Genomic DNA, 20004 nt, shown 5'->3' on the forward strand with positions numbered 1-20004 from the left:
CGCCGTCGGGCGGTCGCGGGCCACGTCGACCGGGCGGGCGAAGACCCCAGAAGATAAGACGGAGTTCGGACGTGGCGGGGTGAGGGGGCCGCGCCGCGGGGCTGGTCGTCGGCCGTGAGGTGCGACATTGATCATGCTCAAAATTTGGACAGAAACGCCCGATTTCGAGCGTTGACCGTCGAGCCCCTTCGTTACACCATTCGGACCGTCATTACGTTTTTCGACGGTTCGCCGACACAACGGACACCCATCGCCGCGGAACGCCAGGCGATACCAGCAGGAGGGGCGGAGAGTTTTGGCATCGGACGCGAACGCCGTGGTGTCCTTCAAGGACGCATTCAAGCCCCGGACCTCGCCGCCGCCGGAGCCGACGACACGCACGGCCCATCTCGAAGTCATCAACGTGACGATGGACTACGGCAGCTTCCGCGCTGTCGACAACGTGTCGTTCGCGCTGAGCCGCGGCGAGCGGCTCGCGCTGCTCGGGCCGTCGGGCTGTGGCAAGACCACGCTGATCAACGTCATCGCCGGCTTCAACAAGCACGCCGTCGGCCATGTCCGGATCAACGGCACCGACGTGTCCCGCCGGCCGGCCTACCGGCGCGACATCGGCGTCGTCTTCCAGAACTACGCGCTGTTTCCCCACCTCACGGTGGAGGACAACGTTTACTTCGGTCTCAAGATGCGGCGCGTCTCGAAGGCCAAGGCGAAGCCGGCGATCGATCGGGCGATCGAACTCGTACGGCTCGAGCCCTTCCGCGGCCGATATCCGCACCAGCTCTCGGGCGGCCAGCAGCAGCGCGCGGCGATCGCGCGGGCGATCGCCATCGAGCCGGAGATCCTGCTTCTCGACGAGCCGCTCAGCAATCTCGACGCGAAGCTGCGCGAACAGATGCGCACCGACCTTCTGGAGATCCTCGACGAGCTGTCGATCACCACGATCCTCGTCACCCACGACCAGGCCGAGGCGCTGGCGCTCGCCGACCGCGTCGCGGTGCTCAACGCCGGCCACGTCGAGCAGATCGCCCGCCCGATCGACGCCTACGAGAACCCGAAGACGCAGTTCGTCGCCGGCTTCCTCGGCGAGAGCAACGCCTTCGACGGCACCGTGCAGCACCGCCCCGACGGCACGGCGGCGATCCAGATCGGCCCGCAGGAGCTGACCTTCGCGCCGCGTGTGGAGATGCCTTCCGGCACCAAGGCGCGCGTCTTCATCCGCGCCGAGCGGCTGCGCGTCTCGCGCAGCCGGCTCGCCACCGACAACCTGATGGAGGCGCGGCTCAAGCACGCGATCTATCTCGGCGGCGAGCATCGCTTCGTGCTCGAGAGCCCCATCGGCGTGCTGATGGCGGTGTCGTCCAGCGAGTCGGACCTCTCCAACACCTACAAGACGGGCGAGAAGGTGATGGTGGGGTGCTCGGCCGCCTCCCTCATCGTGCTGCCCGACGACGAGGGCTGACGATGTCCATGGCGACGACGGCCGCGCCGCGCCTTGCCTTCCTGCGCGAGATCACGCTCGACCGCATCATCACGGCGATCCTCTTCGTCAGCCTCGCCGCCTTCTTCTTCGTGGTGCTCGTCATCCCTTTCGGGCTGCTGCTCTCCACCGCGTTCCGGCAGATGGACCTGATGACCTATCAGTTCCAGGACGGCTACAGCTTCCATCAGTTCCTGCGCTTCTTCAGCGACGCCTACTATCTGCGCATCCTGTTCGACACGGTTGTGCTGGCGCTCGAGACCACCTTCGTCACCTTGGTGCTCGCCTATCCGCTGGCGCTCTACATGTCCCGCGCCGGGGTGCGCGAGCGCCAGATCCTGCGGCTTCTGTCGGTGTCGCCGATCCTCATCAGCATCGTGGTGATGAACTTCGGTTGGGTGATCGTGATGGCGCCGCAGGGGCTCGTGAACAACACGCTGATGGGGCTCGGCCTCATCGACGAGCCGCTACCGCTCCTCTATTCCCACGTCGTCGTGGTGCTCGGCCTCGTCCACGTGCACCTGCCGTTCATGATCCTCGCCATCGACAACGGGCTCGGCTCGATCCAGCCGGAGGTCCTGAAAGCGGCCGAGTCGCTCGGCGCGAGCCGCTGGAAGACCCTGCGCAACGTCATCTGGCCGCTCTCGATCAACGGCGTCGTCTCCGGCTCGATCGTCGTCTTCGCCCTCACCGCGAGCTCCTTCGTGACGCCGATGCTCCTCGGCGGGGCCTGGACGAAGACGCTCGCGACGGTCGCCTACCAGCAGATCCTCTTCACCCTCGACAGCCCGTTCGGGGCCGCGATCTGCCTGATCCTCCTCAGCGTCACCGCCACCTTCAGCATCGGACTGACGCGGCTCGCGATCCGTCTCCAGCCCCATCGCGCCGCCCCCGCGGCGCCCGCCCCCCGGCCCTAGGAGAGCGTCATGGCCCGCATCATCGCCTACTGCGTGGTCGGCTTCATCCTCCTGCCGAACATCATCATCATCATCGCCTCGTTCAGCGAGCTGCGCTTCATCACCTTCCCGCCGTCGGGCTTCACCATCGACTGGTATGTCGAGGCGCTCCACCGCCAGGAATTCCTCGCCTCCTTCCGCACCAGCCTCCTGCTGTCGGCGACCGTCACGGCGATCGGCACCGTGATCGCCCTGATGACGGCGCTCTCGCTGCGCGTCCTGACCGGCCCCGTGCGCAACTGGGCGGTCGGGGTGGTGATGTCGCCGCTGATGCTCCCCGGCATCGTGATCGGCATCGCGCTCCTGCAGTTCTTCAGCCTGCTGCGGGTGCCGACGTCGGGGTGGACGCTCGTCCTCGGCCACCTCGTGATCACCATTCCCTATGCGGTGCGCCTCATCACCGACAGCCTCTCGGCGCTGCCGCGCAATCTCGAGGCCGCCGCCTCGAGCCTCGGCGCCAATCCGCTGCGCACGGTGCTCGCCGTCGTCATCCCCTGCATCAAGCCCGGGGTGATCGCGGGGGCGTTGTTCGTCTTCATCGTCTCGTTCGAGAACATCACCATCTCGATCTTTCTCGCCGCACCGCAGACGATGACGCTTCCGGTTCGAATATTCGGCTACACCGAGCAAGGTGTGGAGACGTGGCTTGTTGCGATCTGCAGCATGACCATTCTGTTTACGCTTCTTCTGATGGGGATTATCGAGCGTTTCATTGGTGTGCGTCGGATCATCTACGCCACCAAATGAGGCTGCCGCGTCCTCAGGCCACCCCCACTGCACGATACGATGGAAGGCTTTGACTATGAATGGCATCCCTCTGCTGACCGGCGGTTCAGGTGACCGGGGCGCGGGCCGAAAACGACTGCGAACCTTCGCCGCCGCTCTCGCCCTCGCCGCGTTGCCGGCTCTGGCGATCTCGGACCGCGCCGCGGCCGAGGACTTCGTGGTGGCCGCCAACGGCGATCCCTACCTCAGCATGTGGCGCGAATCGCTGATCCCGGAGTTCGAGAAGGAGACCGGCCTCACCGTGGTGTGGTCGCCGGGCCTCTCCTCCCAGAACCTCGCCAAGGTGATGTCGCAGCGCAACAACCCGCAGATCGACCTCGTGCTTCTCGACGAGGGCCCGTTCGTGCAGGGGAGCGCCGCCGGGCTCTGGGAAACGCTCGACCGGTCGAAGCTCGGCGATCTCTCGACGATCACCCCGGCCGCCCTCGAGTTCGACGACGGCATCGCCTACGGCTTCTCCGCGGCGGGGCTCTTCTACAACACCAAGATCTTCGAGGAGAACGGCTGGGAGCCGCCCACCTCCTGGCTCGATCTCCTCCGGCCGGAGCTCGATAAGAAGATCTCGATGATCAGCATCAACAACAGCATCGGCCTCAACTCGCTGATGGCGTTGACCGCCGTCGGCGGGGGCAGCGTGCCGGACGACATGGACCCCGGCTTCGAGCTCGCCGCGAAGATCGCGAGCCACGCGCTCACCGTCGACGCGGCCGGCGAAACGCCCCAGCTCGTCCAGCAGGGCGCGAGCGTCGCGGGGATCTGGGTCTATCAGCGCGTCGTCGGCATGGCGGCGGAAGGGGTGCCGATCGAGTTCGTCGCGCCCACCGAAGGGGTCTGGGGCCATCGCTTCATGGCGGCCATCCCGAAGGGCCGTCCGCCGGAGGCGGTCGCCGCGGCGCACAAGTTCCTGGAGCTGCTCCTGACCGAGCGCCAGCAGCGCCACGCGCTCACGTTGAACCCGTTGCCGGTCAACTCGGCCGTGCCGATGAGCGACCCGACGATGCTCGACCGCACCCACGTCTCCGATCAGATCGCCGTGCAGCGCAACCGCCCGGCCTGGACGGAGCGGTGGGCCCGCGAGGTGGAGAGCCGCTGACGCCGCAACGCCGCGGGCGGATGACGAAACGAAGGCGGCCGGCGCGTCCCGGCCGCCTTTTTTCGTGCCCCGCCCATGCCGGATGGCCTGCCGCGCGCGAGCTCAGGCCGCCGGAGCCGGCGTGGCGGGGGGCGGGCTCAGGGTGTAGCGGCGGATGCAGGGCGGGTTGCGGTGGCCCTTGAGGGGAAGCGTCTCGGTGCCGATTACGGCGAGGGCACGCGAGACGGGTGCGGGCATCGTGGCCGTCGCGACGATCTCGCCCGCTCCCGCAGCCGAGCACAGCCGCGCACCGAGATTGACGGTGCGGCCGAGGATGGTGGCGTCGGCCCGATCGCCGGCGACGATAGTCGCCTCGATCACCTCGCCGTCGATGAGGCCGATGCCGACCCCGCGCGGCGTGCGGGCGTGCGCGATGCGGGCGAGGATCTCCTCGGCCGCGGCGAACGCCCGCTCGTCGCGATGAGGCCCGTCGAAACGGGCGACGAAGCCGTCGCCGATCAGACGGTCGACGTCGCCGCCCTGCTTGAGGATGGCGGAAAAGCCGATCTCGCCGACCGTCTTGACGAGTGCTGCCGCCTCTTCCGGGGCGACGATGTCGGCGAAGCTCGAGAAGTCGCGAATGTCCATGAAGAGCACGGTCGTCTCGCAGCGTCGGGCGTGCGCCCCGCCGCGCGCGCTCGCCCGGACGTGGCGCGACACGAACCGCGCGAGCGCCGCGTGGGCGCTGTTGAGGGCTTCGGTCCGCCGGTCGATCTCCCGCTGCGCCCGGCCGACGAGGACGATCGCGAGCCCCAGTGCGGCCGCGAAGATGGTGGCGAGCCCGCCGACCCAGGCAACGGTGCTCGCGCCGATCACGTGCTTCTGCGCGGCGGCGTCCACCAGCGTGGCGACGACGATCGGATGCTCGGCGTCGTGTGAGGGCACGCTCGCGACGAGCCAGGAGGTGACGGGGTCGTCGATCTCGCGAAACAGCGTGGTGCCGGAGGTTTGCAGCTCGCGCCGGATGCGGCCTCGCTCGCCTTCGTCGAGCTCGGGGCAGCTCGCTCCGCCGATGAGGAGCGAGCTGCCGTCGGAGGCGGCGACGGCGGCGCAGGAGAGGCCGGCCTCGCGGGCGACGTCGCCGAGGATCGCGCGCACCGTCGCCGCCTCGCCTGGCGTCGGCGCCTCGCCTCCGGAGAGAGCGGCGAAGGCGGCCGGCGCCCGCACGGCGACCGAGGTGATGATCTGCGCATGCCGCCGTCCGGCCTCGGCCTGATAGGCGCGCTCGACGATCGTCGAGAGCGCGATCGTCGCGGTGACGAGGAGGCCGACGAGGGCGAGGGCGAGCACCGGCAGCACGAGCACCACGAAGCGGCGCAGCAGCGGATAGGACGCCTCCTCAGGGAAGGCCTCCGCGCTCGTCTCGTCTGTCGGCGCGTTCTCGTCGTCGGCGGTCAACGGGCGGTTCCAGTCTGGGCGATGCCGGCAGTGTCCTCGCGGGCGACGCCGGTGCGGGTGGAGGCGGACAGGAAGGAGGGCCTCACCGGTACGTCCGTCGCTCCGGCGCGGCGCGTTCGCCTTCTAGACGAGGCCTCGGGACAGGTCCACGCGCCCGGCGACCCCGCCGGTCGCCGGGCAGACCCGGGGCCCGTCCCGGCGTTTGCGCGCACGGCGCGTCGAAAGTCCAGCGACGGCGGGGGGAAGAGAACAGTGGCGGCGTGGTCGGCGATCCGCCCGCGGCGGCGGCTTGTTCACGTGACTTAACATATCCAAATCTGGCGTGCTGATTCGTTGCCCTAGTCCCATATGGTGGGTCGGAGAGGGTCGAGTGTCGGAAGCAAGTCCAAATCGGAGCGACGGAGCGCGCATCCTGGTCGTTGAGGACGATCCGGAGATCGGCGGCATGCTCGTCGACGCGTTGGCGAAGAGCGGGATGCAGCCCGAGCTCGCCGGGTCGGGGCCGCAGATGGACGCCCTGATGCACCTCCATCGGTTCGACCTCGTGATCCTCGACATCATGCTGCCCGGCGAGGACGGGTTCAGCATCTGCCGGCGGCTGCGGGCGCAGCACACCATTCCGATCATCATGCTGACGGCGGTCGGCGAGGAGGTCGACCGGATCATCGGCATCGAGATCGGCGCCGACGACTACATCACCAAGCCCTTCAGCACCCGCGAGCTCGTGGCGCGCGTCCGGGGCCTGTTGCGCCGTGCCTCCTATGGGGCGACGGCGTCCGATCGACACACGCCGCTGCGGTTCGACGGCTGGCGGATCGATCCGGTGCGCCGTCAGGTCTACGATCCCCAGGCGACGCGGATCGCCATGACGTCGGCCGAGTTCGATCTCCTCTACGTGTTCTGCCAGAACCCCGGCCGCATCCTCAGCCGCGAGGAGCTTCTGCGGCATACCCACGCCGGCCTTGCGGGGCCGATCGAGCGCAGCGTCGACGTACACATCAGCCGCATCCGCCAGAAGATCGAGGAGAACCCCCGCGAGCCGGTTCTTCTGAAGACGGTCCGCCTCGGCGGCTACCTGTTCACCGCGACGGTCGAACCGGCCTAGAGGCTCCGCCCACTCCGTCCGCCGTCGGGACGGGAGTCGCTGCCGTGGCAGCGTACGTGATCCGTAACATAACTTAACCTGACTTTGCCCAACCGGTGTGGCGCGATCGCTATCTCCGGGGTCGACCAGACGCCAGCGCAGCTTGCGACGGTCCGTCTCATCGACCCCGGAGTTCACAATGATTGCGTCGTCATCTCACGTTGTTCGGTGCTGCTCGGTCAGTATCGGCGCGCTTTTCGCCGTCGCGCTATGGGGACCGCCGACCGCCTCTGCCAGCGACCTTTTCTCGCAGTCCCTGCAGGACGACACGAAGGACGACGTCGCGGAGCTGTCCCGCCTGCAACGACTGAGACAGCGGCTGCACGACTGGGACACGGTGGTCGGCGCCGGCGCCAAAATCAGCCCGGAGTACGAGGGGAGCGACAATCTCAGCATCAGCCCGATCCCCTATGTCTCGATGACGTTCTTCGACCGTGTGACGGTCGACCCCACCGGCGTCGTCGGCAAGCTCTACGAGGCGGGTCCCTTCACCCTTTCCGCCAAGGTCGGCTACGAGGACGGCCTCACCGAGGACGACGCCGACGAGCTCGAAGGCCTCGGCGACGTCGACTTCGGCGCGACGGTCGGAGGCCGGATCAGCGCCGCCTTCGGCGCCGTCACGATCTATGGCGATGTCGAGAAGACGCTGGGCGGCAGCGACGGGCTCCTCGGCGTCGCGGGTGTCGACGTCAGCTACGCGGTGAGGCCCTGGCTGCGTCTCGGCGCCGGCGCGTCGGCGACGTTCGCCGACCAGAACCACATGGAGGCCTATTTCGGCGTCGACCGGAGCCAGTCGGCCCGCTCGGGCTACCCTGTCTACAAGCCCGACGCCGGCCTGAAGCGGCTCGACCTCACCGCCACCGCGACGGTCGCCTTCAACGAGCACTGGTTCGTCCGTGGCGAGGCCGGGCTCGGCTTCCTCGTCGGCGACGCGGCCGACAGCCCGATCGTCAAAGACGAGCTCCAGCCCTCGGCCATGCTGGTCCTCGGATACCGGTTCTGACGTGGGGCGCCCCGTGGAGCGCCTCCTTCGAACGTGCAGCTTCCTTCGAACGTCCAGCTTCCTTGGGCCCTCAACCGCGTGGAGCGCCTTTCATCATGCCATCGTCGAATGTCGCGCTCAGGATCGCCGCCTTTCCGTTGATCGTCGCCGCTGGGGTGATGGTCTTCGCGTTCTGGCCCGGCACGGCGAGCCCCTCCGCCGATCCCCACGTGGAGACGAAGTTCCCGTCGATCAGTGTCGTCCGCGCGGACACTGGCGCGATCGCGAGCCGCGTGCGCGTCACCGGAACGCTCGTCGCGCGAAGTCTCAGCATGGTGCGGGTCGAGCTCGACGGCGCTCGGGTCGTGGAGCTCGCCGCCGAGGTGGGGGACGTCGTCGCAAAGGGCGATCTCCTCGCCCGTCTCGACGGCACGACCATCGAGATCGAGCGGCAGGGGAACGAGGCCCGGCTCAATCGGGCGAATGCCGCCATCGATCAGGCGCAGAGCGCCATCGAGGATGCCGAAGCGGCGCACGAGCGGTCGCGGTCGGATCTGGAGCGGGCCCGCAAGCTGAGCGCCAAAGGGGTCGTGTCCGACGCGACGCTGGAGGAGAAGATCTACAGCGAGCGCAGCACCGGGTCGGCCCTCGAAGCCGCCCGTCACGGCCTGCGCCTCGCCAAGGCCGATCGCGACATCCTCCTCAGCGAGCGGCGCGATATCGAGACGCGGCTCGCCTGGACCACGGTCAGCGCCCCGGTCGACGGGCTCGTCCTCCAGCGCAACATCAATTTCGGCTCGCCGGCCGCCCGCAGCGGCGACGACCTCTTCGTGATCGCCGATCACGGCACCGTCGAGATGGAGGGGCGCATTCCCCAGATGGACCTCGCCCGGATCGGGCAGGGCGCGGCGGCAGAGATTCACGTGCCGGGCTATCGGCAGGCGTTCGCCGGCACCGTGCGCCTCATCAAGCCGGAGCTTACGAGCGCGGGACGGATGGGGATCGTCCGCATCGCGCTCGAGGCCGACGTGCCGCTTCCCATCGGCGCGTTCGCACGCGGGGAGGTGGTGGTCGGCCATCACGCGGCCGTCCTCGTTCCCTCCTCGGCGGTCATCTCGAAGGACGGTCGGGCGGAGGTCTACGTGGTCGAGGGGGATGTGGTGCATCCGCGCGCGGTGGCGACGGGGCTGCGCTCGGGCGAGATGGTGGAAATCGTCTCGGGTCTCGACGCTGGCGAGACCGTCGTCCTCAAGTCGGCGCGCTTCCTCGACGACGGCGATCGGATCGAGCCCGTCGATAGCCTCGCCGGGATCGCCTCCGCCGGTGCGGTGTCGATGGCGGCGGGAGAGTAGCCATGCGTTGGAACATCTCCGCCTGGGCGATCCGCAACCCGATGCCCTCGGCCCTGCTCTTCATCGTGCTGACGGGGCTCGGCCTCATCAGCTTCCGCGCGCTGCCGATCACCTACTTCCCGACCATCGACGTTCCCGAGGTGAAGATCACCATCGAGGATGCGGGGGTCGCTCCGTCGCAGATGGAGACGGACGTCACCAAGCCGGTGGAAGATGCGGTCGCCACGCTGACGGGCGTGAAGGAGATGAAGTCGTCGGTGGTGGAGGGCGAGTCGCAGACGTCGGTGGAGTTCGAGCTCGGCGTGCCGATCGACCGGGCCGTCGCCGACGTGAAGGACGCCATCGCCCGCATCAGCTCCGACCTGCCGGCGAGCGCCGACGAGCCCGTTACCGAACGGGTCGAGGCGGGGGCGCAGGCCGTCGTCTCCTACGCCATCGCCAACGCGGCGATGACGCCGACGGCGCTCTCCTGGTTCATCGACGACACCGTGATTCGCGAACTGCAGGGCATCGCCGGGATCGGCCAGATCGAACGGGTCGGCGGCGCGGAGCGGGAGGTTCAGATCCGCCTCGACCCCGATCGGCTCTTCGCCTACGCCATCACGGCGGTGGAGGTGACCGACCAGCTGCGCCAGACGCATGTCGACGTTCCCGCCGGTCGCTCCACCGCCGACGGCCGCGAAAGGGCGATCACCGCGATCGGCACGACCACGACGCTCGCCGACCTCGCCGCCATTCCGATCGCGCTCGACGGTCTGCCCCCGCTCACCCTCGGCGATCTCGGCACGGTGGCGGACGCGTCGGCAGAGCCGACCGACTTCGCCCTGCTCGACGGGGCCGAGGGCGTCAGCATCTCGGTCTATCCGGCGCGGGGGGCGAGCGACGTGACGGTGGCCGCGGAAGTGGCGCGTGTCCTCACCGAGATCGCCGCCGCTCACCCGGGGCTCGTGTTCGAGCGGGTCGACAACAGCGTCGACTTCACGCTCGGCAACTACGACGCGGCGCTGCATACGCTTCTCGAAGGGGCGGTGCTCACCGTCGTCGTGGTCTTCTTCTTCCTGAGGGACTGGCGGGCGACGCTGATTGCGGCGATCGCGCTGCCGCTCGCCGCGATCCCCACCTTCTGGGTGATCGACGCGCTGGGCTTCTCCCTCAACATGCTGAGCCTCCTCGCGATCACGCTCGTGACCGGCATTCTCGTCGACGATGCGATCGTGGAGATCGAGAACATCGTCCGCCACGCCCAGATGGGCAAAACCCCCTACGATGCGGCGATGGATGCGTCGGACGAGATCGGCCTCGCCGTCGTCGCCATCTCGGCGACGATCATCGCCGTGTTCGTGCCGGTGGGTCTGATGGGCGGCGAGATCGGTCAGTATTTCCGCCAGTTCGGGCTCACCGTCGCGATCGCCGTGTTCTTCTCGCTGCTCGTGGCGCGGCTCGCGACGCCCGTGTTCGCGGCCTATCTCATGCGCTCCCACCCGATCGAGACGGCGGGGCCGTCGCGCTTGCAGCGCGCCTATGTGCGCTTCGTCGCCCTCGCGGTGCGCCGGCGCTGGATCGTGATCCCTACCGCGCTTGGCGTCTTCGCCGTGTCGCTCTCGCTGGCGACGACGATCCCCACCGAGTTCCTGCCGAGCGAGGACACCGGACGTCTCGCCGTGTCGATCGAGCTGCCGCCGGGCTCGCCCCTCGCCGAGACGAAGCGCGTCGGCGAGGACATCTCCGCCCGCCTCGCCGACGTGCCGGAGGTGCGCACGGTCTATATCCAGGGCGGCACCGATGCGACCGGCGCGCGCGGGTCGCAGCGGATGGCGGTCATCCTCGATGTCGGGCCGGCGGGGGAGCGGGTGCGGACGATGGCCGAGATCACCGCCGACGTCGCCGCGATCCTCCTCGCGGTTCCCGACATCCGCTTCGAGACCATCAACGACCGCGGCAAGCGGGACGTGTCCTTCTCGGTCCTCGGGCGCGACGGTGCGGCGGTCGAGGATACGGCCGATCGGATCCTCGCGGCGCTCTCGGGCTCCGACGTCGCGGTGAACCCGACGGCGGGTGCGCTGCTGGAGCGGCCGGTCATCACCATCCGCGTCGATCCGGAGCGGGCCGCCGATGCCGGCGTCGCGGCGAGCGCCGTCGGCGAGACGGTCCGGGTCTCCACCGTGGGCGCCTCCGATTCCGATCTTCCGGGTTTCGTCGACGACGCGCGCCGGGTTCCCATTCGGGTTCAGCTCGAGGAGCGCGCCCGCGACGATCTCGCGACGATCGGCGACCTTCGCATTCCCGCCAACGACGGGAGCACGGTGCCCCTGTCGCAGGTCGCCGACATCGAGTTCTCGATGGATGTCGGAACCATCGAGCGGATGGATCGGAACCGGCGGATCGACATCGGCTTCGACGTCCCGCCCGGCCTGACGGCAGGGCAGGGGCTCGACGCCGTCTATGCCCTCGAGGCCGTGCGTACCCTGCCCACCGGGGTGCGGGTGCAGGCGACGGGCGACTCCGACAACGAGGGTGAGGTGTTCGCCGCCTTCGGCACCGCGATGGCCGCGGGGTCGACGCTGGTGATGATCGTCCTCATCCTCCTCTTCGGCGGACCTTTGACGCCGATCACGATCCTCGCCACGCTGCCGCTTTCCGTGGCGGGCGTCGTGGCGGCGCTGTTCATCACCGAGATCGCCGTCTCGCTGCCCGTCGTCATCGGGATCTTGATGCTGATGGGGATTGTGACCAAGAACGCGATCATGCTCGTCGATTTCGCCATCGAGCGGGAGGCGGGCGGTCTGCCGCGGCATCAGGCGGTGGTGGAAGCGGCGTCGGAGCGGGTGAGGCCCATTCTCATGACCACGTTGGCGATGATCGCAGGCATGCTGCCTGCGGCGATCGGAACCGGGGAGGGCGGCGGCTTCCGCGCGCCGATGGCGATCACGGTGATCGGCGGGCTGCTCGTCTCGACCGGCCTCTCGCTCGTGGTCGTGCCGGCGCTCCACACCGTGATGGCCGACTTCGGCGCCGCCTGCACCGCCTGGTTCCGCCGTTTTCTCGTCGACGCGGCTGCCGAGCCGGGCGGCGATGAAGCCGAGGTCCCGGAGGGATGACGCGCCGGCGCAGCCTCGGCGACCGTCTGAGGCCGCGCAGCGCGCTCGGCCAGATGACGATCATCGTCTGCGTTTCAATCGTCGCGGTGATCGTGAGCGGTCGCGTCCTCGAGGCGATCCGCAAGAGCGAGCTCCTCCGCCTCGCCGACGTCGACGTGGTGACCGAGCGCGTCACCAACCTCCTGGAGCTCATGCATGCCGCGCCGCCCGATCAGCGCGCCGACCTCGTCTCCTGGGCCAACGCGGTCGAGCCGAAGGTCACTCTCGTGCGATCGGCCGAGGTGGCGGAGATCGTCGAGCGGTCGACGGAGGAAGGCACCTTCCGCCGCCTCGTCCACGATTTCTTCCCGCAGGACCAGCCGTTTCCGGAGGGCAGCCGGCTCGTCTCCGACGGCGGACGCTGGACCCTCATCGTCCCGATCGATGCCGGGTCGAGCCTCGTCGTTGCCGGCGTTCCCAATCAGATCCTGACCAACGACGTCCTCGGGCCGGTCAGCTACTACGTCATCGCCCTCGTCGTGTTCCTCATTCTGTTGCGCAGCTACTCGCGGCGCACCTTCCTGGGTCCGCTCGCCCGCATTTCCGAGGCCGCGAAGCGGGCGAACGGGCTCGAGGGCGAGAGCTTCGAGATCGAGCGGGGGTCGCTGGAGATCCAGACGCTCACCCAAGCGCTCAACGATATGCGCGACCGGGTCCGCGAGCTCATCGAGGCGCGGACGCGGATGCTGCGCAGCGTCAGTCACGACCTCAGGACGCCGTTGACGCGGCTGCGGCAGCGGGTCGAGCGGTTGGACGAGGGGGAGCTGCAGACGAAGATGCTGTCGGACATCCGGCACATCGATGCGCTGGTGGAAGAGACGCTCGACTATCTGCGCAGCGACGCTTCGGAAGAGGTCAAGGAGCGGATCGACGTCGCAAGCCTGTTGCAGACGATCCAGGCCGACTTCGCCGACATGGGCGCCGACGTCGTCTACGAGGGGCCCGACCGGATCGTGGCGCTCGCAAAGCCCAATGCCTTGCGCCGGGCCGTCACCAACCTCTGCGACAACGCCTTGCGGTTCGGGAGCCATGCACGGATCGACCTTTGCGGCGCCGACGAGGCGATCCGCATCGTGGTCTCCGACGACGGCCCGGGGATCCCGGAGGACATGCGCTCCCTCGTGGTCAAGCCGTTCTTCAAGGTCGATGCCGCCCGCCCGGTGGAGGAGGCCGACACCCACGCCGGCACGGCGCTGCGGCTCGGCCTCGGCCTCTCGATCGTCTCCGAGATCGTTGCCGCGCACGGCGGCACGCTTCGCCTCGGCGACAACGAACCCCATGGGCTCAGCGCTCAGATCGAGCTGCCGCGGTCCGAGGAGGGGTGAGAGCGGTCGCGAATCCCGAGACCGATGACGACGGTGCGTAAGGTCGCTAGGATCGCCGCCATGGGTTCCCCGAGGAGCGCCGGCGTCGTCCGGCGCGAGCATCTTTCGAGGCGCTGCCACAGACCCCCGGCTCTGCGGTCTTGAGCATGCTTGCGGCGACGAAAGAGAACTGGATGCGGACCGAGGCGGCCCAAGCCGGCTTCGAGCTTGCGGCGGCGCGCTTTGCCGACCACCAGTTCTCGCCGCATCGCCACGACACCTATGCCGTCGGCTGCACGCTCGGCGGGGTGCAGAGCTTCCGCTATCGCGGCGCCGGCCGTCACGCGCTCGCCGGCGACGTCTTCGTGCTCCACCCGGACGAGCTGCACGATGGCAGGCCGGGAACGGACGCCGGCTACAGCTACCGCATCGCCTATCTGTCGCCGGCGCTGATCCTCGCGGCGAGCGATCTCGGCCGCCTGCCGTTCGTGCCGGCCCCCGTCTCGCGGCATCCGGTGCTGGTGCGGGCCATCCGGGGCGTTCTGGCCCTCGGGCCCGGGGAGGAGGACGATCTCGCCCACGCCGAGGCGCTTGCCGCTCTCGCCGATGCCCTGGCGCTGATGTCGGATGCACCTCGTCGGCGGCTGAGCCGGGTCGACGTGGCGAAGCTCCACCGCATCCGCGATCAGATCGCCGACCTCGTGCCGCACCGGGTCGCGATCGGCGCGCTGGAGCGCGAGCACGGCATCGATCGGTTCACCCTGGCGCGGCAGTTTCGCGTGCTCTTCGGCGTCAGCCCGCGGCGCTTCATCACCTTGCGCCGGCTCGACCTGGTGGCGTCGGCGATTGGGCGCGGCTCTCGCCTTGCCGACGCCGCCCTCGCCGCCGGCTTCACCGACCAGAGCCACATGACCCGCGCCTTCCGCGATGCTTTCGGCACCTCGCCCGGTGAGTGGCGACGGCTCCACCTTTGAAGCCCCTGCCGATGCGCTCGCAAGGTTATCGCCCACCGACCGCCGACCGCGCTTCGATCGCGCGCAACACGGCGACGAGGTCGGCATCGCCGAGCCCCAAGGCGAGCGTTTCCGCGTAGAGCGCCTCGGTGACATCGAGGAGCGGCGAGGCGGCGTTCGCCGCTCGCGCGGCTTCGGCGGCGAGGCGGTTGTTCTTCAAGGCATCGGGCACGGCGGCCTGAACGGCGAAGTCGCCGGCGGCCAGCTTCTGGGCCTTGACGCGCGCGATGGGGCTCGCGAGCTGTCCGCCGCCGATCACCTCGGCGAACAGCTGCCGGTCGAGGCCGAAGCGGTCGGCAAGGTGGAAGGCCTCGGCGACGGCGACGACCGTCGGGAGCAGCAGCGCATTGCTCGCGAGCTTCATCAGCAGCCCGTTGGGGACGGGGCCGCAGGCGATCGTCTGGTGGCAGAGCGGCGCGAGGAGGGGCCGGACCGCGTCCACCGCCGCCGGCTCGCCCGCGAGCATCGCGACGAGCTGCCCGGCTTCGGCGGGCTTTCGTGATCCCGACACCGGCGCCTCGACATAGCGTCCGCCGGCGGCGCGGATGTCCGCCTCGAGCCCTTGCGAATAGCCGGGCGAAACCGTCCCCATGTGGACGATCGTGCGCCCCGCCACCCGTTCGGCGAAGTCCGCGGTGCCGCGGGCGAGCACCGCGTCGACCGCGGCCTCGTCGGCAAGCATCAAGATGACCGTCTCGGCGTGCGAGAACACCTCGTCGAGGCTCGCCGCCACCGTGGCGCCCGCGGCGCGCAAGGGTTCGCACTTTTCGGCCGAGCGGTTCCAGACGATCAGCGGCGCGCCGGCCTTCGCCAGGTTGAGCGCCATGAGCTGCCCCATCGTGCCGAGGCCGACGAAGCCGAGTGTCCTCTGATCATCCATCCGCTGGGAAACTCCTTTTGTCTTGGGTTCACGGGTCTTGAACGGGGGAGAGGGGCAGGGTCTTGAAGCTTTGTGCAGGTTCGCGCCGCGGCGATCCGGTGTCGGCGTCCGAGCGGGGATGCCGGATCGCGCAGATGTTGGACAGAGGAGCGCACCGGATGCCGCGAAGCGTTGCAGCCCCGGAGCGTCGACGTGGTCGTCTCCGAGCGTTGCCGAGGCATGAGCGCGGCAACGAGGCGATGGGGTCGGTGCGGCAGACGATCCGCATCGTCTCGACGAAACCGAGAGCGACGACGACTATTCGCGCGAGCTCCTGTTCGCCCAGCGCATCGCCCACCATGGTGCGAAACTCCCCCGACCGTGACGCGACGTCATGGCGGCACGCCGCGCAGCGCTCGGGCGTGATGCATCCCCCACGGGGTTGCAGCCGGCCTGGGCGAGGCCGACGGATGCGTCGCGGAAGCGGAGCCGGGCCCGCCCTCCGGCGCGGTGGTGCGGGATCGCCCCGATTTCAGATTGGAGGGTCAGGCCCCGTTGTGTGCGCAGCTTGCGCATGTTGCGGCCGATCGTGTTCAGGACGCCAGCCGTCCTCGCTCCAAATTTGGCATCAGACGCATCCGACACGCCACACTCTGCCTGCCCATCCGACGCGGATTTTAGTATTGCTCAACACCCCGAACGAAAACCCCGAGCCTCCGAACGGCTTCTCCAGCGTCCTGTGCGGGACGGAGGGCCGCTGGCGCGTGCGCATTCCGCTCGCACGCCAGCGATCCGGCACCGCTGCGATCGCCGTTCGGACCTCTGACCCGGAAGGCTGATCGTCATGCCCCCTTCAATGCCATCATACCCACCGCTCGACGATGACGAATGGCCCGCCGCGATCGCCGAGCTTCGATCCGGCTTCGCCGGGCGGTTGAACGTCTATCGCGTCCTCGCCCATCGTCCCGAGTTGGTGCGGGCATGGTCGGATTTCCGCAATCACGTCGTGGTGGAGACTGCGCTCGGCCGGCAGTTCAGCGAAGTCGTCATCTTGCGGACGGGCCACGCCATGGAGGCGCCCTACGAGTGGGCGCACCACGTGGTCCGCGGGCGCGCCTGCGGTCTCGACGACGCCCGTATCGCCTCGCTGCGCGGACCGCTCGACGCCATGCTGCCGGAGGACGCGGTGCTCGCCGAGGCGGTCGACGCGCTCCTTGCAGGGGGCACCTTGTCGGGGCGCCAGCAGCGGGACGTCGTGGAGCTCGTGAGCACCGAAGGCCTCTTCGACCTCATGGCGACGGTGGCCCACTACGTGTTCCTGGCGTTCATCGTGAAGTCGTTCGACGTCCCGATCGACGAGGACATTGCGGCGGAGCTTCAGAGGAACCCGCCGCCCGAGGCCTGAGCGGTGAGCAGATGTCGGCGACCCGAGGCGCTGCCGGAGGGGCTCAGACCTGGGCGAGGCCACCGTCGGCGAAGACCTCGCTGCCCGTCATCACCGCGCTGTCCTGCGACGCGAGGAACAGGGCGACCGCTGCGACGTCGGCGGGATCGGCAATCCGTCCCAGGGGCGTTTGGGCGATCAGCGTGTCGTAGATCGCGTCGCCGCCGACTTCGGCGACGCCATGCAGTCCCGGCGTCGCCGTCGCTCCCGGCGACAGGACGTTCACGCGAATGCCCGTGCCCTTGAGGTCCAGAGCCCAGCTGCGCGCGAGGTTGCGGACGGCCGCCTTCGTGGCGCTGTAGATGCTGAAGGCCGGCGTTCCCATCACCCCGGTGGTCGACCCGGTGAGGATGATGGACCCGCCATCCACCATGAGCGGCAGGGCCTTCTGTACGGTGAAGACGGTGCCCTTCACGTTGACGCCGAACGCCTGGTCGAAGGCGGCTTCCGTGATCTGCCCCAGCGGCTCCAATTGTCCGGAGCCGGCGTTGGCGAACAGCACGTCGAGCCGCCCGTGCTGGGAGCGCACCGTGTCGAACAGGCGGTCGAGATCCTCCGGCCGCGACACGTCGCCCTGGACGGCCGTCACGGCGGAGCCGATCTCCGCGACCGCCTCGTCGAGCGCCGCCTGCCGGCGGCCGGTGATGTAGACGTAAGCGCCTTCGGCCACGAACCGCTTGGCGGTCGCGAGGCCGATCCCGCTGTTGGCGCCGGTGATGACGGCGATCTTGTGGTCGAGTTTACCCATGACAAGCTCTCTCAGTTTGGAGAGCTTGAACTGTGAGGGCGTCGCCCAACATTCCAGTATGCACCATTTGGTAAGTGCGTCAGAAAGTGAGAGCGTGCGCTATGGCGAGTCCGTTCACCTGCGGTCTGGACGCGGTTCTGTCGGTCATGGGCGGCAAGTGGAAGCCGCTGATCCTCTATCACCTCATGCGAGGCACGCTGCGCTACGGCGAGCTGCGCCGCGCCGTCGGCAAGGTCAGCGACAAGGTGCTGATCCAGCAGCTCAAGGAGCTGCAGGCGGACGGGATCGTCCACCGTCGCGATCACGGCGAGATCCCGCCCAAGGTCGAGTATTCGCTCACCGACTTCGGCCGTAGCCTCGCACGGGCCCTCGTGCAGCTCTGCCAATGGGGAGAGCAGCATTCCGACGATCTCGCCGCGATCGCGGCGCGCCGGACCCCGGCCGAGGAACCCGAGCCATCCGCCACGGCGAGAGCAAGGTGACACGAGGGCGTTCGCCGAGCCGAGTTCTGCGGATGTGTGATGCCGGCTGCGGGCGGAGGGGAGGGGTGACGCGCCGCGCTCGCCGGTCCGAGCGCGCGATGTTCCGTCGGAGCCGAGCGGTGTCGGGTCCGGCTCCATCCACGCGCACTATCCACGCGCACTAGGTTTTCAGGCCAATCCCGCGTCGCTCTTTGAATAGTCGCCAAGCGTATTGGGAATTTGATACAATATTTTTCACTTTTCGGGCTGAATTTGGTTGAAGATCGCCATGGGTCACCACCCGGAACCATGCCGCGGGGTGACGTTGTGAGGGCGACTTGGATGGTGGGAGCGGGCGGGACCGATCGGCCCAACGGCGCGACGGTATGCGGGTCGAGGCTCGATCCGTGTCTTCGGCCGGAGGGCTCGCAGTCGCGCGCCGGCGGCTCCGGCCAGCGCTTTGGCGCCATTGGCCGACCCCATGGCGCGCCGTCCGCGCCCGGCGGGACGACATGACGGAAGTGGCCGGGCACGCCCCCACCGCAGCGAACGGCGTCATCGTGCGCGCCGCGGGGGCCGGGGCGGCCGGCAACGTCCTCGAGTGGTTCGACTTTGCCGTCTACGGGTATATGGCGCCGATGATCGCGCCGTTGTTCTTTCCGTCCACGGATCCGCTCAGCGCGATTCTCGCCGTATATGGGGCGTTCGCCGCCGGATACTTGGCGCGCCCGATCGGGGCGATGATCTTCGGCCACCTCGGCGATCACTTCGGGCGCAAGCCGATGCTCGTCGCCTCGGTCCTGATGATGGGGCTGTCGACCGTTTCGATCGCGCTGCTGCCGACGTTCCAGACCGTGGGGCCGATCGCGGGGGCGCTGCTCGTGGTCCTGCGCATCCTGCAGGGCCTGTCGGTCGGTGGCGAATATACCGGATCGACCGTGTTCGTGGCCGAGCACGCGCCGCCCGCCCGCCGGGGCTTCTTCTGCGCCTGGATCACCGGCGGCGCGATCGGCGGCTTCCTCCTCGGTTCGCTCGCGGTCGCCCTCCTGTCCACCATGTTCGACGAAGCCACCATCAAGGCCGGCCTGTGGCGCCTGCCGTTCCTCTGCGGGCTGTTGATCGTCATCGCCGCGCTCGTCTTGCGCCGGTCGGTGAGCGACGCGCCGGGACCCTCGCACGGGGAGCCGGTGCAGCATCCGGTGCCGCACGCCTTTCGCCATTCCTGGCGCGAGATCCTGAAGGTCGGCGCCATCGCCCTCGGGGCGTCGGCGGTGCCGTTCTACATCCTGTTCGTCTACGCGGCGACGTTCCTTCAGGAGCGCCTTCATGTGTCCACCACCATGGCGATGGACATCAACACGATTGCGCTGTGCATCCTCTTCGTCGTGCCCTTCCTGTCGGGCGCGCTGTCGGACCGGATCCGCGCACGGCGGCCGGTTCTGATCACCGGGTTCGCGCTGATGGTGCTCTTGTGCGTGCCGCTCTGGGCGCTGATGCACACGGCCGAGCCCATCCGCGTGGTGGCGGCGCAGGCCGGCTTCGCGCTGATCGTCGGCATCACCGCCGGCGTCGCGCCGGTGATCATGACGGAGATCGCGAGCACCCGCACCCGCGTGACGGTGCTGTCGATCGGCTACAACGTCACGCTGGCCCTCTTCGGCGGGACGGCGCCGATCGTGGCCGCCTATCTGATCGCCCGCACGGCCGACGACTACATGCCGGCCTACTACATCCTGGCCACCTCCGCGGTCTCGCTCGTCGTGGCGGTGTTCTTCCTGCGTGTGCCGGGGCCCAAGCCGGCACCCGGCTGA

Annotated in this window: 16 protein-coding genes; 13 read left to right on the forward strand and 3 right to left on the reverse strand. The window is 68.9% G+C overall.

The window, feature by feature from the left end:
• Positions 1 to 295 precede the first annotated feature (295 nt).
• From JCR33_RS08125 to JCR33_RS08140, 4 genes are read left to right on the forward strand one after another with little or no spacing between them, the layout of a single operon-like run.
• Positions 296 to 1459, forward strand: a complete 1164-nt coding sequence (locus JCR33_RS08125; RefSeq protein ID WP_198881554.1) for an ABC transporter ATP-binding protein — start codon at positions 296 to 298, stop codon at positions 1457 to 1459.
• A gap of 8 nt (positions 1460 to 1467) precedes the next feature.
• The gene (locus tag JCR33_RS08130; RefSeq protein ID WP_211110158.1) at positions 1468 to 2394 is read left to right on the forward strand and encodes an ABC transporter permease; all 927 of its coding nucleotides are present in this window, start codon (positions 1468 to 1470) and stop codon (positions 2392 to 2394) included.
• A 9-nt stretch (positions 2395 to 2403) separates the two neighbouring features.
• Positions 2404 to 3180: an ABC transporter permease gene (locus JCR33_RS08135; protein ID WP_198881556.1), complete on the forward strand. Its 777-nt coding sequence runs from the start codon at positions 2404 to 2406 to the stop codon at positions 3178 to 3180.
• Positions 3181 to 3235: 55 nt separating this feature from the next.
• Positions 3236 to 4312 (forward strand): extracellular solute-binding protein, encoded by a 1077-nt coding sequence (locus JCR33_RS08140; protein ID WP_198881557.1) that lies wholly within the window; start codon positions 3236 to 3238, stop codon positions 4310 to 4312.
• A gap of 102 nt (positions 4313 to 4414) precedes the next feature.
• Here the strand turns inward: JCR33_RS08140 and JCR33_RS08145 are convergent, their stop codons facing one another.
• Entirely contained in the window at positions 4415 to 5749 is a 1335-nt protein-coding gene (locus JCR33_RS08145) for an adenylate/guanylate cyclase domain-containing protein (protein WP_198881558.1), read from the reverse strand.
• 370 nt (positions 5750 to 6119) lie between these two features.
• Here JCR33_RS08145 and JCR33_RS08150 point away from each other — a divergent pair, with 370 nt between their 5' ends.
• The 6 genes from JCR33_RS08150 (at position 6120) to JCR33_RS08175 (ending at position 14642) form a co-directional block, all read left to right on the forward strand.
• On the forward strand, positions 6120 to 6854 hold the full coding sequence (locus JCR33_RS08150) for a response regulator transcription factor (RefSeq protein ID WP_332461145.1): 735 nt from the start codon (positions 6120 to 6122) through the stop codon (positions 6852 to 6854).
• Positions 6855 to 7032: 178 nt separating this feature from the next.
• Positions 7033 to 7896: a MipA/OmpV family protein gene (locus JCR33_RS08155; protein ID WP_198881559.1), complete on the forward strand. Its 864-nt coding sequence runs from the start codon at positions 7033 to 7035 to the stop codon at positions 7894 to 7896.
• Between the two features lie 95 nt (positions 7897 to 7991).
• Positions 7992 to 9227: an efflux RND transporter periplasmic adaptor subunit gene (locus JCR33_RS08160; RefSeq protein WP_198881560.1), complete on the forward strand. Its 1236-nt coding sequence runs from the start codon at positions 7992 to 7994 to the stop codon at positions 9225 to 9227.
• Between the two features lie 2 nt (positions 9228 to 9229).
• The gene (locus tag JCR33_RS08165) at positions 9230 to 12325 is read left to right on the forward strand and encodes an efflux RND transporter permease subunit (protein ID WP_198881561.1); all 3096 of its coding nucleotides are present in this window, start codon (positions 9230 to 9232) and stop codon (positions 12323 to 12325) included.
• Positions 12322 to 13689: an ATP-binding protein gene (locus tag JCR33_RS08170; RefSeq protein WP_198881562.1), complete on the forward strand. Its 1368-nt coding sequence runs from the start codon at positions 12322 to 12324 to the stop codon at positions 13687 to 13689. Before JCR33_RS08165 ends, JCR33_RS08170 begins: the two co-directional genes overlap by 4 nt.
• A 173-nt stretch (positions 13690 to 13862) precedes the next feature.
• Complete coding sequence (locus tag JCR33_RS08175; RefSeq protein WP_198881563.1) at positions 13863 to 14642, forward strand: AraC family transcriptional regulator; 780 nt, start codon at positions 13863 to 13865, stop codon at positions 14640 to 14642.
• Positions 14643 to 14667: 25 nt separating this feature from the next.
• Here JCR33_RS08175 and JCR33_RS08180 read toward each other — a convergent pair whose 3' ends face one another.
• The gene (locus tag JCR33_RS08180; RefSeq protein WP_198881564.1) at positions 14668 to 15561 is read right to left on the reverse strand and encodes an NAD(P)-dependent oxidoreductase; all 894 of its coding nucleotides are present in this window, start codon (positions 15559 to 15561) and stop codon (positions 14668 to 14670) included.
• Between the two features lie 823 nt (positions 15562 to 16384).
• On the opposite strand from JCR33_RS08180, the gene JCR33_RS08185 reads away from it, so the two are divergent.
• Positions 16385 to 16945 (forward strand): carboxymuconolactone decarboxylase family protein, encoded by a 561-nt coding sequence (locus JCR33_RS08185; protein WP_198881565.1) that lies wholly within the window; start codon positions 16385 to 16387, stop codon positions 16943 to 16945.
• Between the two features lie 43 nt (positions 16946 to 16988).
• On the opposite strand, the gene JCR33_RS08190 is transcribed toward JCR33_RS08185, so the two are convergent.
• Complete coding sequence (locus tag JCR33_RS08190) at positions 16989 to 17732, reverse strand: SDR family NAD(P)-dependent oxidoreductase (RefSeq protein ID WP_198881566.1); 744 nt, start codon at positions 17730 to 17732, stop codon at positions 16989 to 16991.
• Positions 17733 to 17833: 101 nt separating this feature from the next.
• On the opposite strand from JCR33_RS08190, the gene JCR33_RS08195 reads away from it, so the two are divergent.
• Positions 17834 to 18214, forward strand: coding sequence for a winged helix-turn-helix transcriptional regulator (locus JCR33_RS08195; protein WP_198881567.1), 381 nt, complete (start codon positions 17834 to 17836; stop codon positions 18212 to 18214).
• A 491-nt stretch (positions 18215 to 18705) separates the two neighbouring features.
• Positions 18706 to 20004 (forward strand): MFS transporter, encoded by a 1299-nt coding sequence (locus JCR33_RS08200; protein ID WP_198881568.1) that lies wholly within the window; start codon positions 18706 to 18708, stop codon positions 20002 to 20004.

Source organism: Acuticoccus mangrovi (assembly GCF_016411865.1).
Classification (GTDB): Bacteria; Pseudomonadota; Alphaproteobacteria; order Rhizobiales; family Amorphaceae; genus Acuticoccus; species Acuticoccus mangrovi.

Excerpts from the sequence above, each read along its gene's own strand:
- JCR33_RS08130 (WP_211110158.1), top strand. The coding sequence starts at position 1,468 with ATGGCGACGACGGCCGCGCCGCGCCTTGCCTTCCTGCGCGAGATCACG.
- JCR33_RS08135 (WP_198881556.1), top strand. The coding sequence starts at position 2,404 with ATGGCCCGCATCATCGCCTACTGCGTGGTCGGCTTCATCCTCCTGCCG.
- JCR33_RS08140 (WP_198881557.1), top strand. The coding sequence starts at position 3,236 with ATGAATGGCATCCCTCTGCTGACCGGCGGTTCAGGTGACCGGGGCGCG.
- JCR33_RS08155 (WP_198881559.1), top strand. The coding sequence starts at position 7,033 with ATGATTGCGTCGTCATCTCACGTTGTTCGGTGCTGCTCGGTCAGTATC.
- JCR33_RS08160 (WP_198881560.1), top strand. The coding sequence starts at position 7,992 with ATGCCATCGTCGAATGTCGCGCTCAGGATCGCCGCCTTTCCGTTGATC.
- JCR33_RS08165 (WP_198881561.1), top strand. The coding sequence starts at position 9,230 with ATGCGTTGGAACATCTCCGCCTGGGCGATCCGCAACCCGATGCCCTCG.
- JCR33_RS08170 (WP_198881562.1), top strand. The coding sequence starts at position 12,322 with ATGACGCGCCGGCGCAGCCTCGGCGACCGTCTGAGGCCGCGCAGCGCG.
- JCR33_RS08175 (WP_198881563.1), top strand. The coding sequence starts at position 13,863 with ATGCGGACCGAGGCGGCCCAAGCCGGCTTCGAGCTTGCGGCGGCGCGC.
- JCR33_RS08180 (WP_198881564.1), bottom strand. The coding sequence starts at position 15,561 with ATGGATGATCAGAGGACACTCGGCTTCGTCGGCCTCGGCACGATGGGG.
- JCR33_RS08185 (WP_198881565.1), top strand. The coding sequence starts at position 16,385 with ATGCCCCCTTCAATGCCATCATACCCACCGCTCGACGATGACGAATGG.
- JCR33_RS08190 (WP_198881566.1), bottom strand. The coding sequence starts at position 17,732 with ATGGGTAAACTCGACCACAAGATCGCCGTCATCACCGGCGCCAACAGC.
- JCR33_RS08195 (WP_198881567.1), top strand. The coding sequence starts at position 17,834 with ATGGCGAGTCCGTTCACCTGCGGTCTGGACGCGGTTCTGTCGGTCATG.
- JCR33_RS08200 (WP_198881568.1), top strand. The coding sequence starts at position 18,706 with ATGACGGAAGTGGCCGGGCACGCCCCCACCGCAGCGAACGGCGTCATC.